Source organism: Streptomyces sp. NPDC029292 (assembly GCF_055569295.1).
Genome location: NZ_JBVHXR010000001.1, coordinates 478,974 through 504,930 on the forward strand (window position 1 = coordinate 478,974; position 25,957 = coordinate 504,930).

At 71.6% G+C, this 25,957-nt stretch carries 20 protein-coding genes; 2 read left to right on the forward strand and 18 right to left on the reverse strand.

Annotation, left to right across the window (positions count from 1 at the left end; all coding sequences use genetic code 11):
* The first annotated feature begins 14 nt into the window (after positions 1–14).
* Positions 15–1,064 (forward strand): FAD-dependent oxidoreductase, encoded by a 1,050-nt coding sequence (locus tag ACZ4WS_RS02240; RefSeq protein WP_467976330.1) that lies wholly within the window; start codon positions 15–17, stop codon positions 1,062–1,064.
* Positions 1,065–1,147: 83 nt separating this feature from the next.
* Here ACZ4WS_RS02240 and ACZ4WS_RS02245 read toward each other — a convergent pair whose 3' ends face one another.
* Complete coding sequence (locus tag ACZ4WS_RS02245) at positions 1,148–3,106, reverse strand: Xaa-Pro dipeptidyl-peptidase (RefSeq protein ID WP_467976332.1); 1,959 nt, start codon at positions 3,104–3,106, stop codon at positions 1,148–1,150.
* A gap of 182 nt (positions 3,107–3,288) precedes the next feature.
* Here ACZ4WS_RS02245 and ACZ4WS_RS02250 point away from each other — a divergent pair, with 182 nt between their 5' ends.
* Positions 3,289–4,788 carry a M1 family metallopeptidase gene (locus ACZ4WS_RS02250; RefSeq protein WP_467976333.1) on the forward strand — a complete coding sequence of 500 codons (1,500 nt, stop codon included), beginning with the start codon at positions 3,289–3,291 and terminating at the stop codon, positions 4,786–4,788.
* Between the two features lie 238 nt (positions 4,789–5,026).
* Here ACZ4WS_RS02250 and ACZ4WS_RS02255 read toward each other — a convergent pair whose 3' ends face one another.
* From ACZ4WS_RS02255 to ACZ4WS_RS02335, 17 genes are all read right to left on the reverse strand, one after another.
* Positions 5,027–7,093 carry a radical SAM protein gene (locus ACZ4WS_RS02255; protein ID WP_467976334.1) on the reverse strand — a complete coding sequence of 689 codons (2,067 nt, stop codon included), beginning with the start codon at positions 7,091–7,093 and terminating at the stop codon, positions 5,027–5,029.
* Positions 7,094–7,140: 47 nt separating this feature from the next.
* Positions 7,141–8,085 (reverse strand): aldo/keto reductase, encoded by a 945-nt coding sequence (locus tag ACZ4WS_RS02260; RefSeq protein ID WP_467976336.1) that lies wholly within the window; start codon positions 8,083–8,085, stop codon positions 7,141–7,143.
* A gap of 62 nt (positions 8,086–8,147) precedes the next feature.
* The gene (locus tag ACZ4WS_RS02265) at positions 8,148–9,650 is read right to left on the reverse strand and encodes a GMC family oxidoreductase (protein ID WP_467976338.1); all 1,503 of its coding nucleotides are present in this window, start codon (positions 9,648–9,650) and stop codon (positions 8,148–8,150) included.
* Positions 9,647–10,588 carry an adenosine kinase gene (locus ACZ4WS_RS02270; protein ID WP_467976340.1) on the reverse strand — a complete coding sequence of 314 codons (942 nt, stop codon included), beginning with the start codon at positions 10,586–10,588 and terminating at the stop codon, positions 9,647–9,649. Before ACZ4WS_RS02270 ends, ACZ4WS_RS02265 begins: the two co-directional genes overlap by 4 nt.
* Positions 10,589–10,691: 103 nt before the next feature.
* Complete coding sequence (gene malQ, locus ACZ4WS_RS02275) at positions 10,692–12,830, reverse strand: 4-alpha-glucanotransferase (protein ID WP_467976341.1); 2,139 nt, start codon at positions 12,828–12,830, stop codon at positions 10,692–10,694.
* Positions 12,831–13,005: 175 nt separating this feature from the next.
* Positions 13,006–13,917: an HAD family hydrolase gene (locus ACZ4WS_RS02280; protein WP_467976343.1), complete on the reverse strand. Its 912-nt coding sequence runs from the start codon at positions 13,915–13,917 to the stop codon at positions 13,006–13,008.
* On the reverse strand, positions 13,914–14,588 hold the full coding sequence (locus ACZ4WS_RS02285; RefSeq protein ID WP_467976345.1) for an NUDIX domain-containing protein: 675 nt from the start codon (positions 14,586–14,588) through the stop codon (positions 13,914–13,916). Before ACZ4WS_RS02285 ends, ACZ4WS_RS02280 begins: the two co-directional genes overlap by 4 nt.
* Positions 14,585–15,562 (reverse strand): SDR family oxidoreductase, encoded by a 978-nt coding sequence (locus ACZ4WS_RS02290; protein ID WP_467976346.1) that lies wholly within the window; start codon positions 15,560–15,562, stop codon positions 14,585–14,587. Before ACZ4WS_RS02290 ends, ACZ4WS_RS02285 begins: the two co-directional genes overlap by 4 nt.
* Positions 15,559–16,587 carry an ROK family protein gene (locus tag ACZ4WS_RS02295; protein WP_467976348.1) on the reverse strand — a complete coding sequence of 343 codons (1,029 nt, stop codon included), beginning with the start codon at positions 16,585–16,587 and terminating at the stop codon, positions 15,559–15,561. The genes ACZ4WS_RS02290 and ACZ4WS_RS02295 overlap by 4 nt, the downstream gene beginning before the upstream one ends.
* Complete coding sequence (locus ACZ4WS_RS02300; RefSeq protein ID WP_467976349.1) at positions 16,580–17,692, reverse strand: sugar phosphate nucleotidyltransferase; 1,113 nt, start codon at positions 17,690–17,692, stop codon at positions 16,580–16,582. Before ACZ4WS_RS02300 ends, ACZ4WS_RS02295 begins: the two co-directional genes overlap by 8 nt.
* Positions 17,685–19,820, reverse strand: coding sequence for a glycosyltransferase (locus ACZ4WS_RS02305; RefSeq protein WP_467976350.1), 2,136 nt, complete (start codon positions 19,818–19,820; stop codon positions 17,685–17,687). The genes ACZ4WS_RS02300 and ACZ4WS_RS02305 overlap by 8 nt, the downstream gene beginning before the upstream one ends.
* Before the next feature lie 5 nt (positions 19,821–19,825).
* Positions 19,826–21,376: a phosphotransferase gene (locus ACZ4WS_RS02310; RefSeq protein ID WP_467976352.1), complete on the reverse strand. Its 1,551-nt coding sequence runs from the start codon at positions 21,374–21,376 to the stop codon at positions 19,826–19,828.
* Positions 21,377–21,378: 2 nt separating this feature from the next.
* Positions 21,379–22,290, reverse strand: a complete 912-nt coding sequence (locus ACZ4WS_RS02315; protein WP_467976354.1) for an ABC transporter permease — start codon at positions 22,288–22,290, stop codon at positions 21,379–21,381.
* On the reverse strand, positions 22,287–23,126 hold the full coding sequence (locus tag ACZ4WS_RS02320) for an ABC transporter permease (protein ID WP_467976355.1): 840 nt from the start codon (positions 23,124–23,126) through the stop codon (positions 22,287–22,289). Before ACZ4WS_RS02320 ends, ACZ4WS_RS02315 begins: the two co-directional genes overlap by 4 nt.
* Entirely contained in the window at positions 23,123–24,139 is a 1,017-nt protein-coding gene (locus ACZ4WS_RS02325; RefSeq protein WP_467976357.1) for an ABC transporter ATP-binding protein, read from the reverse strand. Before ACZ4WS_RS02325 ends, ACZ4WS_RS02320 begins: the two co-directional genes overlap by 4 nt.
* A gap of 28 nt (positions 24,140–24,167) precedes the next feature.
* Complete coding sequence (locus ACZ4WS_RS02330) at positions 24,168–25,469, reverse strand: aspartate aminotransferase family protein (protein WP_467976358.1); 1,302 nt, start codon at positions 25,467–25,469, stop codon at positions 24,168–24,170.
* Positions 25,466–25,873: a cupin domain-containing protein gene (locus ACZ4WS_RS02335; protein WP_467976359.1), complete on the reverse strand. Its 408-nt coding sequence runs from the start codon at positions 25,871–25,873 to the stop codon at positions 25,466–25,468. The genes ACZ4WS_RS02330 and ACZ4WS_RS02335 overlap by 4 nt, the downstream gene beginning before the upstream one ends.
* Positions 25,874–25,957: the final 84 nt, after the last annotated feature.

The following is a 25,957-nucleotide window of genomic DNA, read 5'->3' on the forward strand; positions in this document are numbered from 1 at the left end:
GCTAACGTCCCCGCGTGAAGAGTGCTCGCAGCGGTGATGTGATCGTGGTCGGCAGCGGTGTCATCGGCCTGACGACGGCCGTTGTCCTGGCCGAGAGCGGCAGGCGCGTACGGGTGTGGACGCGGGAGCCCGCCGAGCGGACCACCTCGGCGGTTGCCGGCGCGCTGTGGTGGCCGTACCGCATCGAGCCGGAGGCGCTCGCCGGCGAATGGGCCCTGGAATCACTCTCCGTGTACGAGGAGTTGGCGGCGCGGCCCGAGGAGACGGGCGTACGCGTGGTCGAGGGCGTAATGGGCGAGTCCCGGCTGGACGAGCAGGGTCCCTGGGCCGCCCGGGTGCCGGGGCTGCGGGTGGCGACGGCCGCGGAGTACCCGGGGACGGCGGGGCTGTGGGCGCGGCTGCCGCTGATCGACATGCCGGTGTATCTGCGGTGGCTGCGCGAACGGTTCCTGCGGGCGGGGGGAACGATCGAGGCGCGTACGGTGACGGACCTCGCGGAGGCCGCGGCGCCGGTCGTCGTCAACTGCACGGGGCTCGGCGCCCGCGAGCTGGTACCCGATCCGGCCGTACGGCCCGTGCGCGGGCAGCTGGTGATCGTGGAGAACCCGGGCGTCCGCGGCTGGATCGTGTCGACCGACTCGGTCGCCGGCACGACGACGTACGTCTTCCCGCATCCGGACCGGCTGATCCTGGGCGGCACGACGGATGACGACGACTGGTCGCCGACGCCCGACCCGGTGGTGGCGGCGGAGATCGTCGAGCGGTGCACCGCACTGCGCCCGCAGATCGCCGGGGCGCGTGTGCTCGACCACCTCGTCGGACTGCGGCCGGTGCGTGACAGGGTCCGGCTGGAGCGCGAAGTGCTGCCGGACGGGCGGGTGTTGGTGCACCACTACGGTCATGGCGGTGCGGGCGTCACGGTCGCCTGGGGATGCGCGCGGGAGGGGGGGGGGGGGGGGGGGGGGGGGGGGGGGGGGCGGAGGGGGGGGGGGGGGGGGGGGGGGGGGGGGGGGGGGGGGGGGGGGGGGGGGGGACACCATCAGGGTCGTGGTGGTGGGGACTAAGCGTCTTCGGGGGGGGTCGCGGGGGGCTCGGCCGGCCGGACCCACCAGCCCGCCTCCGCCTGAGTACCGGCCTCAGCAGGAGGTCAAAGGCTCGCCCCCGGGACCCGGAGGGCGCTGCGCGGTTCCTGTACGCCGTCGAGGACGGACGTGTGCGGCGTCGCGGTGGCACCCGCCGTCGCCCGGGTGAAGGCGTCGTCGCCGCCGACCAGCGGGACGCGGGCCGATGTACGGGACAGGTCGAGCGTCAGGGTCGGCGTGCTCGACGGCGGGTCGATGAGGTCCTTGTCGGTGCCGGCGACGATCAGCGCGAGCCGGTGGCCCTTGGGGACGACGTGGTCGGTGGCCGCCAGGTCGAGCGTGATGGTGTACGCCTTGCCGGGGGTGAGCGGGACGCCCTGGTCCGAGGCGTAGTTGCCGAGGTCGGCCCAGCCGCGGCTGAAGACGGTGTAGTCGACGTCGGTCTTGTTCGCCTGTGTGGCCTTGAAGCAGGAGCTGTCGCCGGTCGTGCTCGGGCCCCAGCAGGTGCGGTCGGTGAGCGTGGTGATGCCCTCACCGGCGGCGGCGTAGTTGCGGATGGTGTCCGGGCCCAGATCGACAAGTACCGCGGAAAGATGGGCCGTTGAGGTCGTCGGGGTGGCGGTGACGGTCACCTTGGAGGAGCCGGACAGCCGGAGGTCGTGCGTGAGCGGCTTGGTGACGAAGCCCGCTTTGTCGGGGGTCGACCGGTCGATCTGCGCGGCCCAGTCGGTCTCGCTGAGCTGCGGGTTGTCGGTGAACGTCTCGGTGCCGGAGCCGGTACGCAGTCCGAGGGTGCCGACGCCCGTCTGGGTGCCCTCGCCCGGACGGAGGGTCGTGGTCTCGGTGGCGCTGGGCGGCCAGACGCTGGAGGTCACCCACGCGTCGGGGTGACGCTCGATGTCGGCCATGGGCTCGTCGTCGATGCCGTTGTCGTAGCCGAGGAGTTCGTGGTCGAACCAGCGGTGCAGGGTGTCGACCCAGGCGCCGCGGCGGAAGTCGAAGGGGTCGACGTGACCGGTCTGGGAGAGCCAGATCTTTCGCTCGACGCCGTTCTTGGCGAGGGCGCTCCACCACTGGCCGAAGTGCTTGGTGCGCACATTGAGGTCCTGCATGCCGTGGACGAGGAAGACGCTCGCCTTGACCTTGCTCGCGTCCTTCACGTAGTCGCGCTCGGTCCACAGCGAGGTCCAGTCGCCGGTGCGCGGGGCCTCGTCGACGAGCTTCTGCTGCACGGCGGCGCACTTGGTGCGGGCGTCGGGGCTGTCGACGTAGTCGGAGAGCCAGTCGGGGCCCGAGTCGTAGAGCGGGGCGCCCTTGGCGAAGTAGTAGTCGTACCAGGAGGAGATGGCGCTGATCGGCACGATCGTCTTGAGGCCCTTGACCCCGGTGGCCGCGACGCCGTTGGCGATGGTGCCGTCCCAGCTCTTGCCGATCATGCCGGTCTTGCCGTTGGTCCAGGTCGCCTTGGCGGACACCGCGCCGGTGCGCGAGGTGTAGCCCTTGGCGCGGCCGTTCAGCCAGTCGACGACCGCCTTCGCCGACTGGACGTCGGAGCGTCCGCCGACGTCCACACAGCCGTCGGAGCGGTTGGTGCCGGCGAGGTCGACGCCGACGAAGGCGTAACCGCGCGGTACGAAGTAGTTGTCGTAGAACAGCGGCATCTGGACGACGTTGCCGTTCGCGTCGTACGTCTTCTTCTGGCTCTCGTTGCCGCGTCCGCAGCAGGAGTAGTACGGGCTGGCGTCCATGATCACGGGTATCTTGCGGCCCTGCTGGGCGAGTTCGCGGGGCCGGACGATGTCGACGGCGACGCGGTCGGTCTTTCCGTGACTGTCGCCGTCGAGGCCGGTGTCCACCCAGACGGATTCGCGGATCGCGTGGTCGTACGAGTAGACGGGGGCGCTCTCCCGTGGGGCGCTGTGCGCGGCCGCGGGGGTCAGGAAGGTGGCCATCAGGGCGGCGGTGGCCGCCGTCGCGAATAATCTCCAGGTCGTGAAGCGCATACGGCGCGCGCGTATCGGCATGCGCGGAACGTACCCCGGTCAACTCCCGTACAAAAGAGGGTCTGTGAAAGGTCTGTGGGGCGGAATGACTCATGTCGGCCGAATGGCGATCGTGTGACAGGGGCGGCCGTGGACATGACCGGGGCCACAGGGACTGAATAGGCTCCGGACAGACTTCATGCCTCTACGACTTGGAGCTTGACGTGCACCGCAGACTCATCGCCCCGGGCGCGCTCGCGGCCTCCCTGTTGCTGGCGATCCCGGCATCGGCGGCCAGTTACTCGCCCGGGGCGCCGGGCATCGGCGACCCCTACTACCCGGCCTACGGCAACGGCGGATACGACGTCTCGCACTATGACCTGCGGCTCAAGTACCAGCCGCAGACCGATGAGTTGGAGGGCACGGCGACCCTCCTGGCGACCACCACACAGGATCTGTCGCGGTTCGATCTGGACTTCCTGCTCGATGTGAGCGAGGTGCGGGTCAACGGCGCGAAGGCATCGTTCGCGACCTCGGGCCAGCACGAGCTGGAGATCACTCCGGCGAACCCACTGCCCAAGGGCACGCCGATCACGGTCGTCGTCCGCTACAGCGGGGTGCCGTCCACGAAGAGCGCGTACGGCTTCTCGACCTGGCACCGCACTCCGGACGGGGCGGTCGCCGCGGACGAGCCCGAGGCGGCCTGGTGGTGGTACCCGAGCAATGACCATCCGCTCGACAAGGCCACGTACGACGTGTCGGTGGCCGTCCCCGACGGCACGCAGGCGATCTCCAACGGCACGCTCCAGTCGACGAGTTCACGGCTCGGCTGGACCCGCTACAACTGGCGCTCCAACAAGCCGCAGGCCACGTATCTGACCACGCTCGCGGTCGGCAGGTTCGACATCACGACCGGTACGTCGGACGGCGGCGTCCCGGTCATCAACGCCTACAGCAAGGACCTCGGCGACAACGACGGCGCGGCACGCGCCAGCGTGGAGCGGACCGGGGAGCTCGTCGACTGGCTGAGCGGCTACTTCGGGCCGTATCCCTTCAGCTCCGTCGGCGGATATGTCCCCAACACCACCACCGGGTACGCGCTGGAGACCCAGACCCGCGTGTACTACAGCCCCCGGCAGTTCGCGAACGGCTCCAACACCTCTGTCGTCGTGCACGAGTTGGCGCACCAGTGGTACGGCGACGACGTGTCACTGAAGGGCTGGAAGGACATCTGGATCAACGAGGGATTCGCGCGGTACGCGCAGTGGCTGTGGTCGGAGCACGAGGGTGAGGGGACGACCCAGGAGCTCGCGGACTACGTGTACGCGTCGCATCCGGCGGACGACGCGTTCTGGACGGTCGAGCCCGGCGATCCCGGTCCGGACAACCAGTTCGACATCGCGGTCTACGACCGGGGCGCGCTGGCCGTGCAGGCACTGCGCAACGAGGTCGGAGACGATGCGTTCTTCGCCATCCTGAAGGGGTGGCCGAAGGAGCACGCGTACGGGAACGCGTCGGTCGGCGACTTCCAGAAGTACGCCGAGCAGGTGTCCGGCAAGCCGCTCGCCTCGCTCTTCGACACATGGCTGTTCCAGCCGTCCAAGCCGGGGGCGCCTGCGGCGCAGGGCGCGGGGGTGTCGTTGGCCTCGGGTGCCAAGGGGGCCGTTTCTCAGCCCAAGTCCTGGAAGAAGATCGCTGCCACCGACTCCGTTCACGTCGGCTGAGGTTTTGAAACCCCCGGCCTCCGGCCGGGGGTTTCCCCCACCCACCCGCCCTTTTCAAGGGCGGGTGGGCTGCGTAGGCGGGTGGGCTGCGTAGGCGGGCGCCCTTCGCGGGAGGGCGGGCTTCGTGGAGGGCAGCCGTCTCCGGCCGGTCGGCCCACGGCTGATTTCGGGCCGACCGGCGTTTCGGCTGCCGTGGACCGGTCGGCCCGGGAGGGACTCACCCGGGCCGACCGGTGTCTCAAGAACCGGCCGTCGGTGCGCTGTCGGCCCGGCGGAGCCGGAGCTCCGCCCCACGTCGGCGGATCAGGTGCGGGGCGCGCAGTTCGTGGGTGAGAAGGGCGGCGGTCAGTTCGGTGCGGCGTGGCTCGGGGACCTGGGGGCCCAGGGAGTCGACGAGGCGTACGGCGGTGGTCTGGTCGAGGGTGGTCTCGGCCTGGAGGAGCCGGGTGAGCTCGGGGTCGTGCTGCTCGGGCTCGGCGGAGGGTGCCGCGGGCTGCTGGGCGACGCGGCGCAGCGGCTCGGCGGCCGCGTCCGGGAGCAGGTCCGCGTACCCGGGCAGGTCGGCGTCGGAGGCGATGAGCAGCAGGTGCTTGGCGAGCAACTCCGCCTCGGGGAACGGGGCGTGGGCGGTCAGCGGGCCGAGGGTGTCCGGTGCGAGGCCGAGCACGCATCCGGCGTGCAGCAGAATCTCCCGGACGCGGACGGAGTGCGGGGCGTCGGGCAGCAGGTCGGCTGTGCGTCGTAGGAAGGTCGCGATCGTCTCGTCGGACTCCGTCGTGTCGAGCGTCTCTCCGCCACGGAAGTAGCGGGCCGCGTACCCCTGCCACCAGGCAAGTTGAACCTCGTACAGGCTCGCCACCGTCGTCTCGTAGTCGCTCTGGGCGAGCAGACCGTCGTCGACGAGTGCGCTGAGCGCGGGGACGAGGTCGCGGTAGACCAGGCGCATCCAGGTGTGCGGGGAGCGCTGGATGCCCCAGCACTCGCCGTGGGCGTGGTCGCTGAGGAGTTCGGGGAGGCCGATCTCGCCGGCGAGCAGCTCGGTGCGGATGCCGGTCGGGGTGACGTCGAAGCGGTAGAAGTGGTCAGCGGACGAAGGGGGTTGGGGCGTGGGCAGCCGGTGGTCGATGAACTGTTCCAGCTGCGCGTAGCGGTGGTGCAGCCGGTCATGGGGGAGGTCCAGGCGGGGGTGGAGGGGGTTGGCGAAACGGGTCTTGATCTTGGCTATCTCCTCGGAGAGCGCCTGGTAGAGGAAGATCTTGTCGAAGCGGTAGCTGAAGGAGAGCCCGATGTAGGGGAAGACGGTGCAGCTGCGGCACTCCGAGCGGTGGCCGACCTCCTCGTCGCGGACCCGCAGGAACTCCTCGTCCTGGACCAGCTCGGTGAGGCTGCGGTCCCACTCCAGCGAGTTGTCGAAGGCGTGGTAGCAGGGGAGGACGAGGCGCCCGTCGGGGCCGACCGTGAGGATGCGTTTGTTGGCGAAGCAGTCGGTCGGCGCGGTGGGGTCGAGGGTCTCCATGTACTTGCGGAAGTGCAGGTTGATCAGGGCGAACGGCTGGTAGAGCAGGCCGAGGAGCTGCGCGGCGATGCCCTCGCCGGTCGGCTCCGACTCGTCCATCCGGTCGGCCCGTCGCTGCGGATCGCCGACGAGCGGTTGGCCGTTCTGCTCGATCAGCTTGAGCTTGCGTGCCGTCCGGTTGGTGTCGCGGACGGTGTCCTGCTCGTCGAAGTACTCGAACATCCCCGAGAAGTAGATGGTGATCCGGTTCTCGTGGGCGAAGCGCAGCAGGTCGTCCACCTCGTCGCGGTTCTCCCGGGTGACCACGCAGATCAGCTTGAGGTTGCCGGAACCGGTGGCGGCGATCTTGGTGATCACGTCCAGGGCCCGGTCCAGGGTGGGCACACCGCGGATCTCCCGGTAGCGGTCGGGGCGCAGGGTGTCCAGGGACACGTTCATGGTGTCGACGTACGGCACGATCGCGTCGATGTGCTTGGCGAAGCGGATGCCGTTGCTGGTGATCTCCACCGCCATGCCGAGCGACTTGGCGTACTGGACGATTCCGTCGATGTGCGGGTGCAGGACCGGTTCGCCGCCGGTGAAGTCGACGTAGCGCACGCCGAGCGCGTACATCTCGTCGAGGATCTGGCGGGCCCGCTCCAGGGTGAGTTCCTCGTACCCCTTGAACTTGTCGTCCTGCCAGACGTTGCAGTAGCCGCAGAGCGAGTTGCAGCGGAACGTGATGTAGAAGCGGGCCGACTGCAACAGGCCCTGCTGGGTCGCGGTCGTGAGGGCGGTGCTCGCGGTCACTCTGTCTCTCCGTCCAATGGGCTTACGAATGAGGGGATTGGGAGACGTCAGGGCAGGGGGGCTCCGCGGGCGCTGATCCACAGCTCGTACCACTCCTCGTGGGAGAGGTCGGGTTCACGCACCACGGCGTCGCGGCAGGCCCGGATGCGTGCGGGGTGGCTGGTGCCCACGACCGGGGCGATGCCGGCCGGATGGCGCTGAAGCCACCACAAGAGGACCGTCTCCGGGGTCGTGCCCTTGCGCTGTGCGAGATCGCGGAGCAGCTCGCCGGTCTCGGTCGGTTCGGGTCCGGTGTAGCGGCCCTGGGCGAGCGGTCCCCAGGCCTGCAGGGCCACGCCGTTGGCCGAGCAGTACTCGAGGGTCCCGTGCGGGAAGCCGTTCGCCGCGGCGGCCGGTGTGTTCACCAGCACGCCGGCTTCCACCCAGTCGCGTCGGCCCAGGCTCATCTCCAGCTGGTTGGCGACCAGTGGTACGTCGAGACGGTCCTGGAGGTGGGCGATCTGCGCGCCGCTCATGTTGGACACGCCGAAGTGCCGTACGAGGCCCTGCTCGTGCAGCGAGGTGAGCGCCTTCGCGATCTCCTCCGGGGCGGCCAGTGGATCGGGGCGGTGCAGCAGGAGTACGTCGATCGTGTCCGTACGCAGCCGGCCGAGGCTCTCCTCGACGCGCCGGGTGATGCTCGCCGCCCGCAGGTCGTAGCGGCCCACCCGGTCGCCGTCGGGAAGTCTGATGCCGCACTTGGTCTGCACGACGATCCGCTCCCGCAGCTCCGGCGCGCGGGACAGTACCTCGCCGAAGACCGCCTCGGACTTGCCGTGCCGGTAGATGTCGGCGAGGTCGAACGCCGTGAATCCGGCCTCCAGCGCGGCCTCGATCGCGGCTTCGGCGTGCACGATGTCGTCGGTGGTGTACGGCGCGCGGTCCCAGCCGCCGCCGAGGCCCATGCAGCCGTACAGGGCTCGGAGGCCGCGCGGCCCGGCCTCTGCTGACATGCCGCTTCCCTTTCTCTCCATGCGTGTGATCGGCTTCTCTCCATGCCTGTGATCGGGCCCGGTCATCGGCCGTCGGCCCGTATCGCGTCCGCGAGCATTTCGGCGGCGACGAGCACCGGGAGCTGGGTATTGGCGGCCGGGACGGTCGGCAGGACGGAGGCGTCGACGACCCGCAGGTTCGACACCCCACGCACCCGGGCTTCCTGATCGACCACGGCTCGGGGGTCGTCGTCGGGGCCCATGGCGCAGGTGCCCACGGGATGCCAGTACGTGCCGAGGCGGGACCGGATCTCGTCGTCCGACAGGTCCCGTGACGGATGTCCCGGCACGGCGCCGGCCAGGGGCCGCAACGCCTTCGACGCGGCCAGGTCCTCGACGATCTCCAGGCCCGACCGGAGTACGGCGAGGTCGTGGCCGTCCGGGTCCGTCAGGAACGCCGGGTCGATCTCCGGGGGCACGGTGTGGTCGGCGGAGCGCAGCCGGACGCGACCGCGTGCGGCGGGCTTCATGAGGAAGGCGGAGATTCCCGCCTCGTACTGCCCCTCCGGCAGGGCGCCGAACAGGGGGTCGCCCGCGGACGGCAGGATGTGCAGGTCCCAGGAGTCCTCCGGGCACAGCTCACTGGCGGCTCTGATCAGCATCCGGCTGACATAGAGGTTCTCGGACACCTCCTTCGCGGCCAGCGCCGCGTTCAGCTCGGCCGTCGGCGCCAGGGGGACGAAGACGCCGGGCTGGTCGCTGAGGTTCGCCCCGACGCCGGGCAGGTCGACCTCGGCGCGGATGCCGATCTCGCGCAGGTGGTCCGCGGGTCCGATGCCGCTGCGCATCAGCAGCGCGGGCGATCCGAAGGTGCCGCAGGCCACCACGTACGTGTCGGCGGCCAGGGTCTCGCGGCGGCCGTCGAGGTCCAGGTCGACGCCGTGCACCCGCCCGGCGCGGACGGTCAGCCGGTCCACCGTGGCCCCGGCGAGGATCGTGAGGTTGGGCCGCTGCCGTGCTCCGCCGAGGTAGCCGAAGGCGGCGTTCCAGCGCAGCCCGTCCACCGCGTTGATCAGCGGCGTCCCGTATCCGGGACGGCCGGGGGCGGCCATGTCGACTTCCCGGTAGCCGAGTTCCGCGGCGGCTTCGAGGGCGGCGCGGGCCCAGAGCGAGAACTCGTGCTCCGGCACCTCGCGCAGCCCCATCTGGGCCACCGCCCGCTGTCGATGGTGCTCCATGGCCGCGGCGGACCAGCGCGGCCCGCCCGCGCGCACCCACTCCTCGTGGTCGGCGGCGGATCCCCAGGTGTTCCAGCAGCCGTTGACGCAGGACGAGCCGCCGAGGATCCGCGCCCGGATGCGGTGCACGGCGGTGTGCCGTTCCCATACGTCGTCGCGGGGCAGCGCACGGGCGTTGAGCACCTTCTGCGGCCACGCGTGCGGCTGCGCACCGTAGTCCGGCCCGGCCTCCACCAGGCATACGGACCTGTCGGGGTCCTCGCTCAGCCGGGCGGCCAGCACACAGCCGGCCACTCCCCCGCCGAGCACGACGACGTCGTAACCGCTCATTCCCGAAGGGGCGTTCACTCGCGCCCTCCCACTGCGGGGACGCCCACCGACTCCAACTCCTCGATCTGAGCGAGGAGTTCGGTGCGGTCGATGGCATCGGCCCGCGTCGACGGGACGGTGCAGGCGTAGGCTCCGGCCACCGCGCCGTACAGGCCGCAGCGCAGCGGCGGCTCCCCGGCGAGCCAGCCGAGGAGGAAGCCGGAGGCGAAGGCGTCGCCGGCGCCGTTGGAGTCCACCACGGGCGCGGCGGGCGTGACCGCCGGGATGTGGGTCATCTCGCCGTCGGTCAGCAGATACGCGCCGTCCGCCCCGGCCGTGGCGACGACCACCTCGGCCCGGCCCCGCTGCTTGATCCGGCGCATCGTCCGCTCCGGATCGGCCAGCGCGGTGGTGGACACGAACACCACGTCGGCGGCGTAGGCGAACGGCTCGTGGTAGGGATTCACGCCGTCCCAGTTGTGCAGGTCGGTCGAGAGGGTCACCCCGGCCTCCCGCAGGGTGGGCAGCGCGTCGGAGCAGGGGTAGGTGATGACGACATGGGCGTGGCGGCTCGCCCCCGCCAGTGCCCGGACCGTCTCCTCGGGCAGACGGTCCGCCTCCCGTGAGCGGCTCTCGTCGTACAGCGACAACCGCCGCCCCTGCGGGTCGACGAGGTTGACCGCGCGCTTGGTGCCGGCGGGCTGGAGGACGCCGGTGAGCGGGATGCCCCGGTCGCGGTGCAGTGCGCGGATCAGCTCGCCCTCGTGGTCGTCGCCGATCATGTCGAGGTGGTGCGTGCGCAGGCCCAGGGCGTGCACGCCGAGCGCGACGAAGTCCCCGCTCTGGCCCGCCCGGGTCTCGATGCCGGGCCGGATCATGTAGCTGTCGGCGAACGGGAGCGGCAGTTCTGGGACGTACACGATCGTGTCCACGCCCGCGCCTCCCAGGACGAGGACGTCGATCTCGCGGCTGCTCATGGGTGTTCCTCTCGGCTCGGCGCTGCGTCAACTGCGCCTGTCGGCAGGTGAGTCAAGCAGGGCGTTCTCTCCCTGGCAATGACTTGCAGAATCTTTCTGCAAGTCATTTCGGTTGTTCTATCCGGCTGTTCGGGACGGCCGTCTTCAAGTCGCTGTAGACCTCGGCCACCGCACGGGGGCCGGGGTGCTCGCCAAGGTCGTCGAGGGTGACGGGGCGACCGGCCGGATCGGCCATCGGGAGCCGCCAGTTGGGGTATTCGTCGGAGGTTCCGGGAAGGTTCTGCGGGCGCCGGTCGCCCACGGTGTCGGGGAGCCAGACGCCGAGGAGTTTCGCGGGGGTGCGGGCGAGGAAGCGGTGCAGGGCCAGGGTCTCCCGGTTCGGAACCGGGTCCGCCGAGGCCGGATCCGACGGCGCCGCAGCGGGCCGGTGTCCCGTGTCCCATGCTCCGACTCGGTCCAACTCGGCCAGCCAGCCCTTGCGTTCGGCCTCCGCCGCCGCCGTCGCCTCCTCCACCGGCTGAGCCAGCAGGCCGAGGTGCTCGTGCAGGTGTACGTGCGCGCCGTCGAGCCACGCGGCCGTGCTGGGCAGGTCGTGGGTCGTGAGGGTGGCCAGGCAGTCGGCGCGCCACCGCTCGGGCGGCAGCGGGCCCGACCGCTCCTCCGGTCCGCCGAGGTATTCGAAGCGCAGCACGGACGTGCCGAGGATGCCCCGGTCGGCCAACTCCTCGCGCACGCCCCGCTCAACGGTGCCCAGATCCTCGCCGATCACCATGCTGCCGGCCCGGTACGCCTCCAGGGCCAGCACGCCGAGCAGCGCTTCGTGGTCGTAGCGGACGTACGTGCCCTCCCCCGCCCCGGCTCCGGCGGGCACCCACCAGAGCCGGAACAGCCCCATGATGTGGTCGACACGCAGTGCGCCGGAACGGCGCAGCGTGCCGCGCAGTACCTCGGCGAAGGGCGCATATCCGGCCTCGGCGAGGGTGTCCGGGCGCCAGGGCGGCAGCCCCCACTCCTGTCCGTGCGGATTGAAGTCGTCGGGCGGGCAGCCCACCGTCATCCCCTCGGCGAGAAAGCGCTGCTGATGCCACGCGTCCGCGCCCTCGGGGTCGACGCCGACCGCCAGGTCGTGCATCAGGCCGACGGCCATGCCCGCCCGCATCGCCGCGTGCTGCGCCTCGGCGAGTTGCTCGTCGACCAGCCAGGCGAGCCGGCGATGGAAGTCGATCCGGTCCGCCAACTGGACTTCCGCCGCGGCGATTCCGGCACCGTCGGGGCTACGCAGTCCAGCGGGCCAGGAGCGCCAGTGGGGGCCGTGGACCTCGGCGACCGCGCACCACAGCGCGTGGTCCCGCAGCCCCGGGCCCTCCGTGTCGACGTACCTTCGATAGGCGGCCCGCCGCTCGGGGGCGAGCGGCACACAGTGCATCAACGCCAGTGCTTTCAGCTTGAGTTCGCGCACGGCCGCGCGGTCGATGAGGCCGCCCGCGAGTACGTCGGCGCGCAGGCGGTCGGCCCGGGCGGTCAGGCGTGCAGCGGTCTCCCGGTCGGCCGGGGACAGTGCGGCATACTCGGGAACGGAATCGATCCGCAGGTTCATCGGGTCGGGATAGCGGCGGCTGCTCGGGCGGTACGGGGACGGATCGGGCAGCGGACCGGGGACGTAGGCGTGCAGCGGGTTGAGCTGGATGAAGTCGGCCCCGAGAGCACCGGCCCAGGCCGCCAGGTCCGCGAGGTCGCCGAGGTCGCCCATGCCCCATGAGCGACGGGAGAGCACCGAGTAGAGCTGAACCAGGAAGCCCCAGCCCCGGTGCGCCGGGCCGGGCAGCCGCTCGGGGGCGATCAACAGCGGTACGGACGCGGCACGGCCGCGGTGGGTCGCGTGCAGCGTGTGGCGGCCGATGGGGAAGTCGGCCAGGTCCTTGCCCGGGGAGTCGACGCGGTGGCCGCGGCCGTCCTCGGTCTCGACCCACAGCTCGGCGCCGGACTCGACGAGCGGGTCCGCGGGCGGGCGTCCGGCCCGGACCACGACGGTGGGCGGCAGCAGCCGCTCGGCCAGGGTGTGACGGCGTTCGGCCAGGGCCGCCCGTACGGCGCGGGGTCCCGCCGCGTCGACGCCGAGGGCGGCGAGCACCGCGCGCAGGGTCTCGGGGGACGTGTCGATCCGGCGGCCGAGGTCGGTGGTGTAGTGCGTGGCGACGCCGTGCAGGCGCGCCAGGTCCAGCAGTTCGCGGGTGGGCGGCATCGTTGCTGCTCTCCGGTTTGGGAGGGGGATGGGGGCGCTCGATCAGGAGCGGTCGCGCGGCAGGGCTCCACCCGGGGGTGGGACGGGGCCAGGCCTGTCGGGCCGGCCGAGCACGTCGGGGCAGGGCCAAGCCCATAGGGCTGCGACCAACCCCGTCGGGGCCGGGGTCTTGCGCTCAGGAAGTCGGTGTCTGCGTCGGCGTCGGCGTGGGCGTCGGGAAGAGGCGTTCGAGGACCGCCGCGACACCGTCCTCCTCGTTGGTGGGGGCGATCTCGTCCGCGCGGCGGCGGAGTTCGGCGTGGGCGTTGCCCATGGCGACGCCGTGGGCGGCCCATTCGAGCATCGGGATGTCGTTGGGCATGTCGCCGAAAGCGATGGTGTCGGCCGCGGTGAAGCCGAGTCGGCGTGCCGCGGCGGCCAGGCCGCTCGCCTTGCTGACACCGGCCGGGAGCAACTCGACCATGTCCTCGCCCGAGTGGGTGACGGCGATCTCGTCCGCGCACAACCGCTGAGCCAGCGCGGCGAGTGCGTCGTCGTCCAGCCGCCGGCTGCGGATCAGCACCTTCTCCACCGGCCGCGCCCAGAGCTCGTCCGGTCGCTCCACCAGGCGCCAGCCGTGCCGGACGCGCTCCCCGAAGCCGGGCGTGACCAGGAACTCGCCGGTCAGACCCGCCGTGACGACGCCGAGTTCCAGCCCTCCCGCGGCCTCCGCGATCCGCGCGACCAGCATGCGCACGGTGGCGCGGTCCAGGGTCGCCGAAGACAGCAGCCGGTCGGCGCCGACGTCGTACAACTGGGCACCCTGACCGCAGACCGCGATCCCCTGGTAGCCCAACGGCGCGAGCAGGCTGCGGCAGCCCGCCGCCGGGCGACCGGTGACCACCAGATGCCGTGCCCCGGACGCGGCGGCCCGGGTGAGTACGGCCCTGGTGCGCGCGGAGACGCTCAGATCGCGGCGGAGCAGCGTGCCGTCGAGGTCGGTGGCGATGACGGCGAAACGGGGCGGGTTGTCCACGTCGGAGCAGGGCGGGCGGCCATGGACACGGGAGGACCGGTAGTCACGGTCACGGGAGGGCGGGGCGCTCATGGCCGGACCTCCACGTGCGGCTCGCCACGCACATGCGCGCCCGACTCCGCGGGCGCGTCCCCGCTCCACTCCGAGTGCGGCCTCTCGTACGACTCGGCACGCGGCCCGTCGTACGACTCGCCGCGCGCCCCCTCGTACGGCTCCTCGTGCAGCCCCAGCAACGCGTGTGCCGCCAGGGTCGCGGCGTCAGTGATGCGGCCGGAGCGGACGAGCGCGCGCCATTCGTGGGGTGCGGCCCATCGCTGGCGCATGTCCGCCTCGGTGGCCTCGCGTTCCGGCTCGCCCTGGGTCAGGTCTTCGGCGAGGAAGACGTGGCAGCCCTGGCTGGAGTAGCCGTAGGCGACATGCAGTCGGCCCAGGTAGGTCATACGCTCGGCCGACAGGCCGGTCTCCTCGCGCAGTTCGGCGCGGGCGAGGTCGAGCGGTGCCTCGCCCTGGTGTCCCTCGGGCCAGGACCCCTGGGGGAACTCCCAGTACCGGCCGCCGACGGGATACCGGTACTGCTCGACGAGGTGGACCCTGCCGTCCTGACGGGGGATCACCAGGGCGTAGTCGGGCTTGTCGACCACCCCGTACAGGCCGGGGCTCCCGTCGGGTCGCTGGATGTCGTCCTCGCGGACGGTCATCCACGGGTTGCGGTACACCTCGCGGGAGTGGACGGTACGGATCACGCGGGGGCCTCCAGAAGCGTCCGGGCGCCCTCGGCGACACCGCGGACCCGCAGGCCGCGCGCGGCGAGGAAGCCGTCCAGCAGATGGCTGGTCAGGCAGGTGTTGGTGGGGCGGCTGGCGTACCGGCCCGCCGCCTTCGGCACCGGCACCACTTGGGTGCGCGGTACGCCGAGGCCGTCGGCGACGACCTCGGCCCAGGCCGCGCGCGAGATCCGGTCGGGGCCGCCGAGGTGGAGCAGCGGGGGCGCCCCCGGGGGCAGTACGGCGGCGGTCACCGCGGCGACGTCCTCGACCAGTACGGGGGTGGTCCACTGGTCGTGCGGCGCCTCGACCCGCTCCCCGCCGCGCAGCCGGTGGGCGCAGGCGGAGAAGAAGTTGAGCCACTTGTCGGCCCCGGGCGGCTCCCAGCCGTAGATCAGGCTCACCCGCAGCACGGTGCCGTCGACCGACTCCCGCACGATGCGCTCGGCGCGCAGCTTCGCCCGGCCGTAGGCGTTGGCGGGGGCCGTGGGAGCGGACTCGCCGTTCGCGGGGGACGTGCCGTCGAAGACGTTGTCGGTCGAGATCAGCACCGTACGGCAACCAGGCGCCGCGGCCGTGAGGTTGGCCGCCGCCGCGGTGTGCAGCGCGGCGGCCCGCTCGGGATGGGCCTCGCACCACGTCACGTCGGACGGGCCGTGCACCAGGACCAGCCGGTCGGGCCGGACGCGGTCGACGACACGGGCGCAGGCCTCGGCGTCGGCCGCGTCGAGGCGGACCCATGGAGCGGCCGAGCCTCCGACGGTCGTCTCCAGGGACACCCAGGCGTCGACCACGCCCGGGGACGGCGAGGCGGTGCCCCCGCCCGGGGACTCCAAGGTCGCGGCGCCGGGCGCGTTCCGCGACGCCAGCACGGCGTCCTCCCCCGCGGCGATCAACCGCCCGGCGACAGCGCGCCCCACGAACCCGCTGCCCACGATCAAGGTGCGCGTCACGACACCGTCACCGCCTGCCGGGCCGTGCTGCGGGCGGCGAGCAGGCGTCCCGCGCCGATGAGGCCGTGGTCGTCGTCCGGCTCGCCGAGGACGACCATGCGGCGGATCTCCTCGGTGCCGAGGCCGAAGCAGCCGAGCCGCTCCAGCTCCTCGGTGAGCAGTTCGGCGAAGCGCGGGCCGACGGCCAGCGCGAATCCACCCATGATGACGAAGCGTCGTACGCCGATGGAGGTGAACACCGAGGTGATCGCGGAGGCGAGGTGGGCGAGCCCGCCGCGCAGTACGGCGGTGGCGAACGCGTCCCCACGGCGTACGGCGGCGACCAGCGCCGGGTTGTCGAGCCGCTCCGGGTCCGGCGCGGCGGACGCGAGGGCCGAGCGAGCATAGCCGGCCGGGTCGGCGAGCGCGGCACGGCGCGCCGCGGCCAGCATCCCGCGGCCCGAGGCGATCCCGCCGAGGTGACCGCGGCCGCCGCAGTCGCACAGCGGCGCCTGCGGGGAGGTGTCACACCGCCAGTGCCCGAGTTCACCGCCGTGGCCTTCCGGGTCGAGCAGCACCTCGCCCGCCCGGTAGACCTTGCTGCCGATCCCGGAACTCACCGTGATGAGGCAGAACGGCTGGTCGGACGCGTGGTCGACATAACGCCAGACGGCCGCCGTCAGGTCGTTGACGACGACTACGGGGAGGCCGAGGCGCTCCTCCAGGAGGAGGCGCAGCGGGAGCGGTTCGCCTCGGGTGCCCCAGACGGTGGGTGCGGTCACGATCCGGCCGTCGGCGGTGACGGGCCCGGCGAAGGCGACGGCCAGGGCGCTGCTGCGATGCCGGGCGACGGCCTCGACGGCCAGCTCGGCCAGTTGTTCGCTCACCCTGGTCTGCAGCTCGGGCACGGGCGCGCCGGGATGCCGGTCCATACCCTCGGTCGGGGTGCGCCGGATGTCGTCGACGGTGCCCGACCCCACGTCGTAACGGGCGATCCGCAGTGTGGTGCCGCCGAGGTCGGCGACGGTGAAGGCCCTTTCAGGCACTGGTTCCTCCCGGGAAGATCTGGGGGTAGGTCGCCGACTGCTGTACGTGTCCGTCCTCGAGGACGATGGCGGAGTCGATGTCGGCCCCGGCGGTGACGGTCGCACCCGGCAGCAGCACACTGCGGCGGACGAGGGCCCCGGCACCGATCCGGACCCCGGGGAACACCACGCTGCGCTCGACGCGGCCCTCGTTGACGAGATCGGCGGGCACCACGCTGCGCTCGATGCCGGGTGCGGCGACGATAAGCTCCCTCGCCACGTCCGGCCGTACGGTGCGAGGAAGTTGATGGAGCATCAGCCCCGACTCTCCGCTCGCCAGGGCCACATGGGCCCGGTGGTAGCGGTCGACGGTGCCGATGTCCTCCCAGTGGCCGGGCACCTCGTGGCCCAGGATGCGTTCGCCGCCGGCCAGCATGGCGGGGATGACGTCCCGGCTGATGTCGTGCTGCCAGTCGGTGCCGTCGAGCTTCTCCAGATAGCGGTGCAGCACGGCCGCGTCGAACACGCAGAACGCGGCGAAGACCAGGTCGCTGGTCGGTTCGGCGGGTTTCTCGACGAAGCTCGTCAGCTGCCCGGCGGCGTCGAACTCGACCATCCCGAAGAGCGGGACATAACGCCGCTCGATCCGCTGGTAGGCCACGGTCAGCGCCGCGCCCTGGCTGCGGTGTCGTTCGATCAGCGGCCCGTAGTCGAAGCGGTACACGTGATCGGCGTGCAGCACCAGCACCTCCGAGGTGGTGGGTCCGAAGACGTACGGTGCCTTGCGGATCAGCGCGTCGGCGGTGCCACGCTCCGGGGGCCCGGCGGAGGGCAGCGGGCGGTACCCGGCGCCTTCGCGGTAAGCACGGTCGTACGGGCCGAAGTGCACCCGGAAACCGGGGCGCCACCAGGTGTCGTGCAGGTCGTCCATCAACTGCCGCTCCTCGTACTGGGAGAGCAGCAGCACCTCGTCCAGGCCGGAGGCCGCGGCGTTGGCGAGGGAGAAGTCGATCAGGCGGCAGGAGCCGCCGAAGGGCACCAGCGGTTTGAGTCTGCCGTGGCCGAGCCGGCCCATGCGACGGCCCTCGCCGCCCGCCAGCAGCACGGCGCGCACTCCGTCAGCCATGGCGCACCACGTCCCAGGCGCAGCGACCGGAGGCCAGGGTGAGCAGCAGGCTCAACTGACCGTCGCAAGGCTGGAGTTCACCGGAGAACTCGGCACCGGAGCGGAGGAGCCGCTGGACGCTCACCCGGCGTCTCCGCCCGGGCTCGTCCCGGTCGAGCCGGACCAGCTCCACGCGCTCGGCGTGCGGCAGCCGGAAGACGATCCGGCCGTCCTCGACCGAGCTGCGGCCGTCGAGGCGGGCCCGCAGCGTCGGGTCGCTGTCGGCGGTCTGCTCGCAGCGGGCGAAGTCGCCGCGGTCCCAGGCGGCTTCGAACAGGGCGCGGGCCGCGGGGGCGTCCAGCGGTCGGCAGCGCCGGTAGGCGGCGGCGTCTCCGAGCCGGAGGGCGGCTTCCGCGATCGCGGTGCGGTGGGTGTCGTACGCCTCGTCGGGCAGCAGGTCGAACCAGCCGTGCCGGAGGATCCGGTCGATGCCGAGCCCTGGGCTGTCTCCCTCCCGGTTGAGCTCTGGGCTGTCCCCCTCCCAGAGCCGGGTGAAGGCGGTCAGATGCTGGTCGGCGGCGTGCTTCCAGGTGAACCGGCGTGCTGTGGCGATGGAGTTGGCGCGCAGCCTGCGGTACTGCTCGGGCTGTTCGCGCAGGAGTGCCGCGGCCTGGTGGATGCGGCGGACCAAGGCGTCGACGAGCAGGGTGTCGTCCTCCGCGAAGGAGCGGTTGACGGCGAACCCGGTGGCGCGCTCTGCGTCGGGGCCGTGCAGCGGATCGGCGACATGGCCGAAGTGCGCCATGCCGAGCTGGGCGGTGGCGATCGGCACCGCGCCCACGGCCATCGCCTCGCCCTGGGCGATCAGGAAGGTGTCCATCTCGAACTTGGAGGGGAAGAGGCAGAAGTCCGAGGAGGCCGCGTACTCGACGATCCGCCGCTCCTCCACCCGCTCCCACTCCAGGTGGACGCGTCCTTTGTGCCGTTCGACCACCTCCTGGACATAGGGATCCTCGATGCCGCCGTCGCTGATGCAGCGCAGCACGAAGTTGGCCGCCAGGCCCTCGGTCAGCACCCGGTCGACGGCTCGGAAGAGTTCGGTCTGCCCCTTGTGGTTGACGGCGTAGCGTGCGTTGTGGAAGAAGGTCGGCAGCTCGTGGTCGAGTCCGAGACCGCGCAGGACGGCCGCCCGGTCGATGGCGGGTGGTGCGCCGGCCGTCCAGGTGTCCCCGACGGCGCAGCCGCCGACGAAGCTCTTGTGGGCGTTGCGGCGCACGGTGTCGTGGACCGGCAGTCGGGTGAAGAGCTCCTCGAACGGCGTGTCGGCGAAGTCGGTGTAGAAGTCGAGGTGGCCGGGCGAGAGGAAGTCGACGAGGTCCGCGTGATCGGCCACGAGGTCGTAGACGCGGACGTGGTCCGGGCCGTACTCGTAGTGCAGATGGGTGAGTTGCTGGTAGCCGCTCATCACCTTCTCGTGCTCGGTGAGCGGGCGAGCGGTGTCCTCTGCGGGGAGCGCGGCACCCGCGTCCAGGAACTCCAGCAGTCGTCGCACCTTCGGCCGGTAGACCTGCTTCGTGATCGGCATGTTGCTCTGCACGGTCCCGACGACGAGCTTGCTCGGGTCGTCCCGGAAGGCCGCCGGTATCAGATAGTGGTAGTACGGCTCGTGGGCGTGCACCAGGGCCTTCCGGTCGGCGAACCGGTGGCGGATGAAGCGGACGCTGTCCACCTGGTAGGCGAGCGGTTTGAAGAAGACCAGGTCCTGGCCCTTGCTCCCGTAGGGCGGGTAGAAGCGGTCGGGCAGTTGGTCGAGCAGGTCGTTGGACAGGAAGTAGAGGTCGATGCCGTCCAGTCGCAGCCGGTGCGCGGTGGTGGTCAGCGGGACGCGGACCTCGGACGGGAAGCGGTCGCCCCAGGTCTCCGGGTCGAGGACGAGGGGCAGTTCGTACGTGTCCCGGTAGTCGAGTGTCTCCAGGTCGTACGAGGCGCGCAGGTCGTCGAGGCGGCCGTGCGCCGGGGTGACGACGGAGACGTGGTGGCCCTTCTCGGCGAAGGCCTTGGAGAGGTTCCACAGGTAGACGGAGATGCCGCCCTGGAGGAAGCGGTGGTCGAAGCCGCCGCACTCGAAGTAGGTCTCGATGATGTGCACGGGCGTCAGTCCCTCACCGTGGTGTCCGGCAGGCTGACTGCCGTGGTGTCCTGCGGGCCGCCCACCGTCGTGTTCGGCAGGCCTCCGGCCTCCACGGCGTGCCGCAGGTTGATCGCCGCGTGGTAGGCGCGGTCGTGGGCGTAGGCGTAGTCGAGTTCGTGGACGAGGCGGCGCAGCCGGAACAGGCGCCAGGCGGGGTGGCCGGGCATCGGCCGGCTCGTCCGTACGGCTCCGGTGATGTCGCCGCCCGCCGTGTCACCGATGAGCAGCTGGCTCACCCGGGCCGCCCACAGCCGGGCGGCGGCGCGCAGCCGGTCGAGTTCGGCGAGGCGGTGCGGGGTCCAGCCGGGGGTGTCGGGTGCCTCGCCGGAGGCGAGCAGCAGCGCCATGCGGCAGGTGTCGTCCGGGTCCATGCCGAGGGTGAGCGCGGCATGGTCGGAGAACTCGTCGGCGGTGAAGATCTCCATGCCGCGCTGCAGGGCGGCCAGGTCCTGCCAGGGCGACTGGGCGGTGGCCGGGTCGGCCGGGTCCGACCGTGGGGTGGAGAGGTCGATGACGCACAACTCCCAGCTGCCGTCGGGGTGTTCGCGGCGCAGCAGATGGGAGAGGTGCAGGTCGCCGTGGCAGGGGCCGGTGGGCCAGGGCTGCGGAGGCAGGGTGGCTGTCGCGGAGAGCTCGCGGTCCAGGCCGGATACGGCGGCTCGGCGGACGGGGAGCGGGATGCGGGGGTCGGCGAGGATCAGCGGACGCAGTGCGTCGATGCGCGCGGTGGCCTCGGCGAGGAAGCCCTCGGCCGGGAACTCCGGTTGCGGACCGAGCCGTTCGGCCATGTCCCGGTGGAAGTCGCGCAGAAAGCGGCCGGTCTCGCGCAAGGGTGCCGTGAGGCCGCGCTGCGACTCGGTGACGGCGGCCTCGACGTCGACGCCCGCGGTCAGCAGCGGCCACAGGGCCCGGATGCTTTCCCGCAGCGGGACGTTCAGACCGTCCCCTTCGGCGTAGCGGTAGAGCACGCCGAGCGGTTCGCGCCGGCCGGTGGTGGAGTCCACGTAGGTGTAGTCGCCGACGGGTTGCTGGGTCCGGCCGCCTCCCGCCATCAGCCTGAGCAGTTCGGGTTCCCGGGTGCCGACGCCGATGCGCCGGTAGGTCTTGTGAGCGTGGGCGCTGCCGCCGAGGTCGAGCAGGGACAGGGCGTTGGAGGACCAGCCGAAGTCGTACGGCAGTTGTGCCAGGTACGCGGCGGGCGCGCCGCGGAACTCGATCAGGTTGCCGCACTGGGTGGGCAGGCGCAGTCCCTCGCGCAGGGCTTCCACGACCAACCGGTCGTACTCCGCGGTGCGGTCGGCGGTGCGACCGGGGTCGGTGTGCGGCACGGGTACGAACCAGCGGGCGGAGGGGTCCTCGGCCGAGGCGACGATCAGCAGTTGGACGGTGCCGAGGGCGGCCTGGTCGACGAGGTCGAAGTGTCCGGTGCGGCGGCCCGTCTCGTCCATCCAGGGGGCCTCGCGCAGGAGGCGGACCGTGGCGGGCGGGGTGCTGCCGAGCAGCAGGGTGTCCAAATTCAGCTCCCGGTCATCTCGTAGCGGTCGACGCCCCGGTGCCAGACCACCAGGGCGAGCGTCACCAGCCCGACGGTCACGACGAACAGCCACGGCAGCATGGCGGCGTGCCCGAAGAGGAGGTAGGACGCGGGGACATAGGCGGTGAAGGCGTACGGCAGTAGCCAGGTGAGCAGCCACCGCAGGGACGGGTGGTAGAGGTCCAGGGGGTAGCCGGAGAAGTCGCCGAGCTGGTTGGCCGCGTACAGGGCCGGGAAGCTGCTGGTGGTCCAGAACGCGAGGGACGCGAAGAGCGTCTTGATCGAGGCGAGGATCAGGGTGCCGCACAGCACCAGCAGCGGGGCGAGCAGGAGCTGTCCGGCACTGAGGTCCAGGTCGACGCGGTCTGCGGCGTACCAGGTGAGGGCCACTCCGGTGAGCAGTTCACCGAAGCCGTCCGGGTACAGAAAGCGCTCGGAGAGCAACGAGAACAGCGGGTGGACCGGCCGGATCAGATAGCGGAAGAACTCGCCGTTCTGCACCAACTTCCTGGCGAGGATCCACAGTTGGTCGGTGAACAGCCGGTCGAGGCCGCGCGGCAGGAGCGAGAAGCCCAGCAGGAAGAGCACTTGGGAGTAGTTCCAGCCCGCGATGACGGGGACCTGCCGGAAGACCATGCCGATCACGGCGACCTGGCACACCACGCGCAGCAGCAGTCCCCCTGCGCCGAGCAGGAAGTCCATCCGGTACTCGGTCAGCCGGTGCAGGCTGACGCCGCTCAGATACCAGGTGAGCCGGGTGTAGCGGACGACGGTGGACCGTACACCGGTGGGGCGGACGAGGGTGGAACGTACAGCCTCGGAACGTACGGTCTCAGAACTTACGGCCTCGGAACGTACGGCGTCGGAGCGTACGGCCTCGGGTCGGGGGCTCATCCGCCGAGCACCTCCACCCGGCGTACGGCCCCGCGCCACGCCACGGCGGCGAGGCCGGTCAGCAGCCCTGCCCAGGCGACCTGGCCCGCCAGGATCCCGGCGGCGTCGGCGGCCCCGTCGTAGCGGCCCAGGAGCAGCCGCAGCGGTCCGTCGATCATGCCCTGGAAGGGCAGCGCGTGGGCGACGGCGGCCAGCGGCCCCGGCATCAGGGCGAGCGGGACGACCTGACCGGCGAAGAACGCGACCAGGCTGTCCTTGACCACCCGTACGCCCCAGATGTTCGTGGTGACAAAACCGGCGAGGCCGACCAGCAGGTTCACGCCGAAGCCGATCACCAGGGAGAGGCCGGTGGACAGCGCGAACAGCAGCACGCCCGTCCAGGCCGGCGCGGCGAGCGGCAGCAGCAGCGCGTACAGCAGCACCACGGGTACGGCGACCAGGACGGCATTGGAGAGCGAGACCGGGAGGCCGGCGGCGAACCGGGCCAGCGGGTAGCTGACGGGGCGCAGCAGCGAGACGGCGATGTCACCGCGCTGTACCTCCCCGGCCACCTCCTCGTCGACGCGGCTGGCCTGGAGCAGCCCCAGCACCTGGGCCAGCAGGACATACGTGGTGAGCTGCGGCAGGTCGAAGCCGCCGGGCGGGCCACCGGCGCGGCCGGCGTACACCGCGCGCCACAGGAAGATCTGCACGCCGACCGCCGCGGTCGCGGTGACCGCGTTGATCAGGAAGGTCGAGCGGTACTGGAGCAGGCTCTGCAGGCTGGAGGCGGCGAACGGGGTGTAGCGGCGCAGGGCGGACGCCGCCCTCGGTACGCGGGAGGCCTCGGCCGTCATACGGCGACCTCCCGGTTCCCGGCCCGGCCGGTGTAGATACGGCGGAGCACCATCTCCAGGTCGGGTTCCGGGGCGACGCAGTCAGTGAGGTCGAAGTGCTCCAGCAGGAACCCCATCACCTGCCGGGCGGACCAGCGGTCGGCCGGGTACTCCGCCTTGAGGCGCCCGCCCTCGACCTGCGTGGCTGATACACCGTCAAGTTCCCGCTCTATCAGGGCGATCGCCTGCTCCGGGCCCGGACCGCCCTGGTGCTCGAAGACGACGGCACGGGTGTCGGCGGTGCGGAGCAGCTCGTGCATGGTGCTCTGGTGGACCACCTCTCCGTGGTTGACCACCAGCACCTGATCGCAGATGGCGGTGATGTCGCCCATGTCGTGGCTGGTGAGCATGACGGTGGTGCCGAGCTCCGCGTTGACGTGGTTGACCAGCGCGCGGACGGCCTCCTTGAGCACCAGGTCGAGCCCGACGGTCGGCTCGTCCAGGAACACCACGGTCGGGTCGTGCAGCAGACTGGCGGCCACCTCGGCGCGCATCCGCTGGCCGAGGCTCAACTGCCGTACAGGCGTGTTGCCAAGGCCGTCGAGGTCGAGCAGGTCGCGGTAGAGCGCCATGTTGCGCCGGTACACCGCGTCCGGGATCTCGTGGATGCGGCGCAGGATCCGGAAGGAGTCCGGCACCGGCAGGTCCCACCAGAGCTGGCTGCGCTGGCCGAACACGACGCCGATGTTGGCGGCGTTGCGCCGCCGCTCCCGGTACGGCTCCAGGCCCGCCACCAGACAGCGGCCGGAGGTCGGGCTCATGATGCCGGTGAGCATCTTGACGGTGGTGGACTTCCCGGCGCCGTTGGCCCCGATGTACGCGACCTTCGTGGCGGCCGGGATCTCGAAGGAGACACCGGAGACGGCTCGGACGATGCGGTGCTCGCGGCTGAACAGCGTGCCGAGGCTGCCGAGCAGGCCGGGCCTCCGCTCGTAGACCTTGAACTCCTTGACGAGGTTCTCCGCGACGATCAACGGACACCCTCCGCGACACGGTCGACGCTCACCGGTGGGCCCCCGTGACCCGTTCCAGGGCGCGGCCGAGCAGGGTGACGCCCTCTTCCAGGAGTCCCCGGTCGATGGTGAACGGCGGGGCGAGGCGGATGATGTGGCCGCCGAGCGAGGTGCGCAGACCGAGGTCGAGTGCGGCGAGGTAGACCTCGCGGGCGACGTCGGGCGCGGGCTCCCGGGTCGTACGACTGCGGACGAACTCCAGCCCGTACAGTAGGCCGATGCCCCGCACGTCGCCCAACACCTCGTACTTGCGGTGCAGTTCGGCAAGCCGCTCGTCCAGCAGCTCGCCAAGGACGTGGACCTGCTCGATCAGGGTGTCGCGGGCCACCACTTCGAGCGTGGCCCGGGCGGCGGCGATGCCCAGCGGGTTGTTGGAGTAGGTGGAGGCGGTGGACCCGGCCCGGCCCGCCTGCGGGTGGCGCAGCACCGAGGAGCGCCCGGCCAGCACGGCGAAGGGGAATCCGGAGGCCATGCCCTTGGAGAGCGCCACCAGGTCCGGTTCGATGCCGAACCGCTCACTGGCCAGGAAGGTTCCGGTGCGCCCGCCGCCGGTCAGTACCTCGTCGGCGACCAGCAGCACCCCGTGCTCACGGCAGCTGTCGGCGATCTGCTCCCAGTAACCGGGCGGCGGCACGATGACTCCGGCCGCGCCGAGCACGGGCTCGAAGACCAGCGCCGAGACGTTGGGCTTCTCGGCGATGTGCTTGCGGACCAGCGAGGCGCAGCGCACCCCGCAGGAGGGGTACTGGAGTTCGAGTGGACAGCGGTAGCAGTACGGGGAGTAGCCGAGGACGCTGTTGCCGGCGAAGGCCTGGTTCCCGATGTCCCAGTGCACGAGCATTCGGGCGCCCTGGGTCTTGCCGTGGAAACCGTGGCGCAGCGCGCCGATACGGTTACGGCCCGGCTCGGCGACGGCCTGCACGGCGCGCAGCGCGGCCTCGACGACCTCGGCGCCGGTGGAGAAGAAGGAGTACGTGTCCAGTTCCGGCGGCAGCAGGCCGGCCAGCAGCTCACACAGCTCCGCGCGGTCGACGGTGGCGAAGTCGTGGACGTTCCACAGCCGGGTGGCCTGTTCGGTCAGCGCGGCGACGACCTCGGGGTGGCAGTGGCCGAGGGACTGGGTGAGGGTGCCGGCCGCGAGGTCGATGTACTGGTTACCGTCCAGGTCGGTGAGGACGGCTCCGCTGCCCGACACGAAGACGCGGCGGCCCAGCTCGGCCTCCTCCGACGCGCCCGGCGCCAGATGGGCGGACTCCTGGGCCAGCAGGGCGAGTTGGCGGGGACCGGTCATCGGCCGCCCTCCAGCGGGCCGACCTCGAAGACCAGCAGGCGCAGGTCGCCGTCCGAGTCGTTGGCCAGGCCGTGCTCACCATACGGGCGGTTGGGGACGACGTCGCCGGTGCGGACCTCGAACTCCTCACCGTCCAGGGTCATCCGACCCCGGCCATCGAGGATCACGTACGTCTCCTGGTCGTCGGCGTGCCGGTGGAGTCCGATGGAGGTGTGCGGCGGCAGGACCACCAGGTCGATGAAGGCGATGCCGGCCGGTGCGTCCTCTCGGCGGTAGGCCCGGTGGGCCAGGATCGTGCCGACTCCGCCGTGGTCGGCCGTCACCCCGCGCAGCAGGCCCTCGTGCAGGTTGGAGATCCTGGTGCGGGTCGGGCCGGGGGCCGGGGGCGGTTCTGTGGGACTCATCTCGGGCGGCTCCTGTCGCGATGTGCGGGATCGTTCTTGGGCGCGGGGGTTGATCGTGCGGTGGTGCATGCGGCGGTGCGTGGA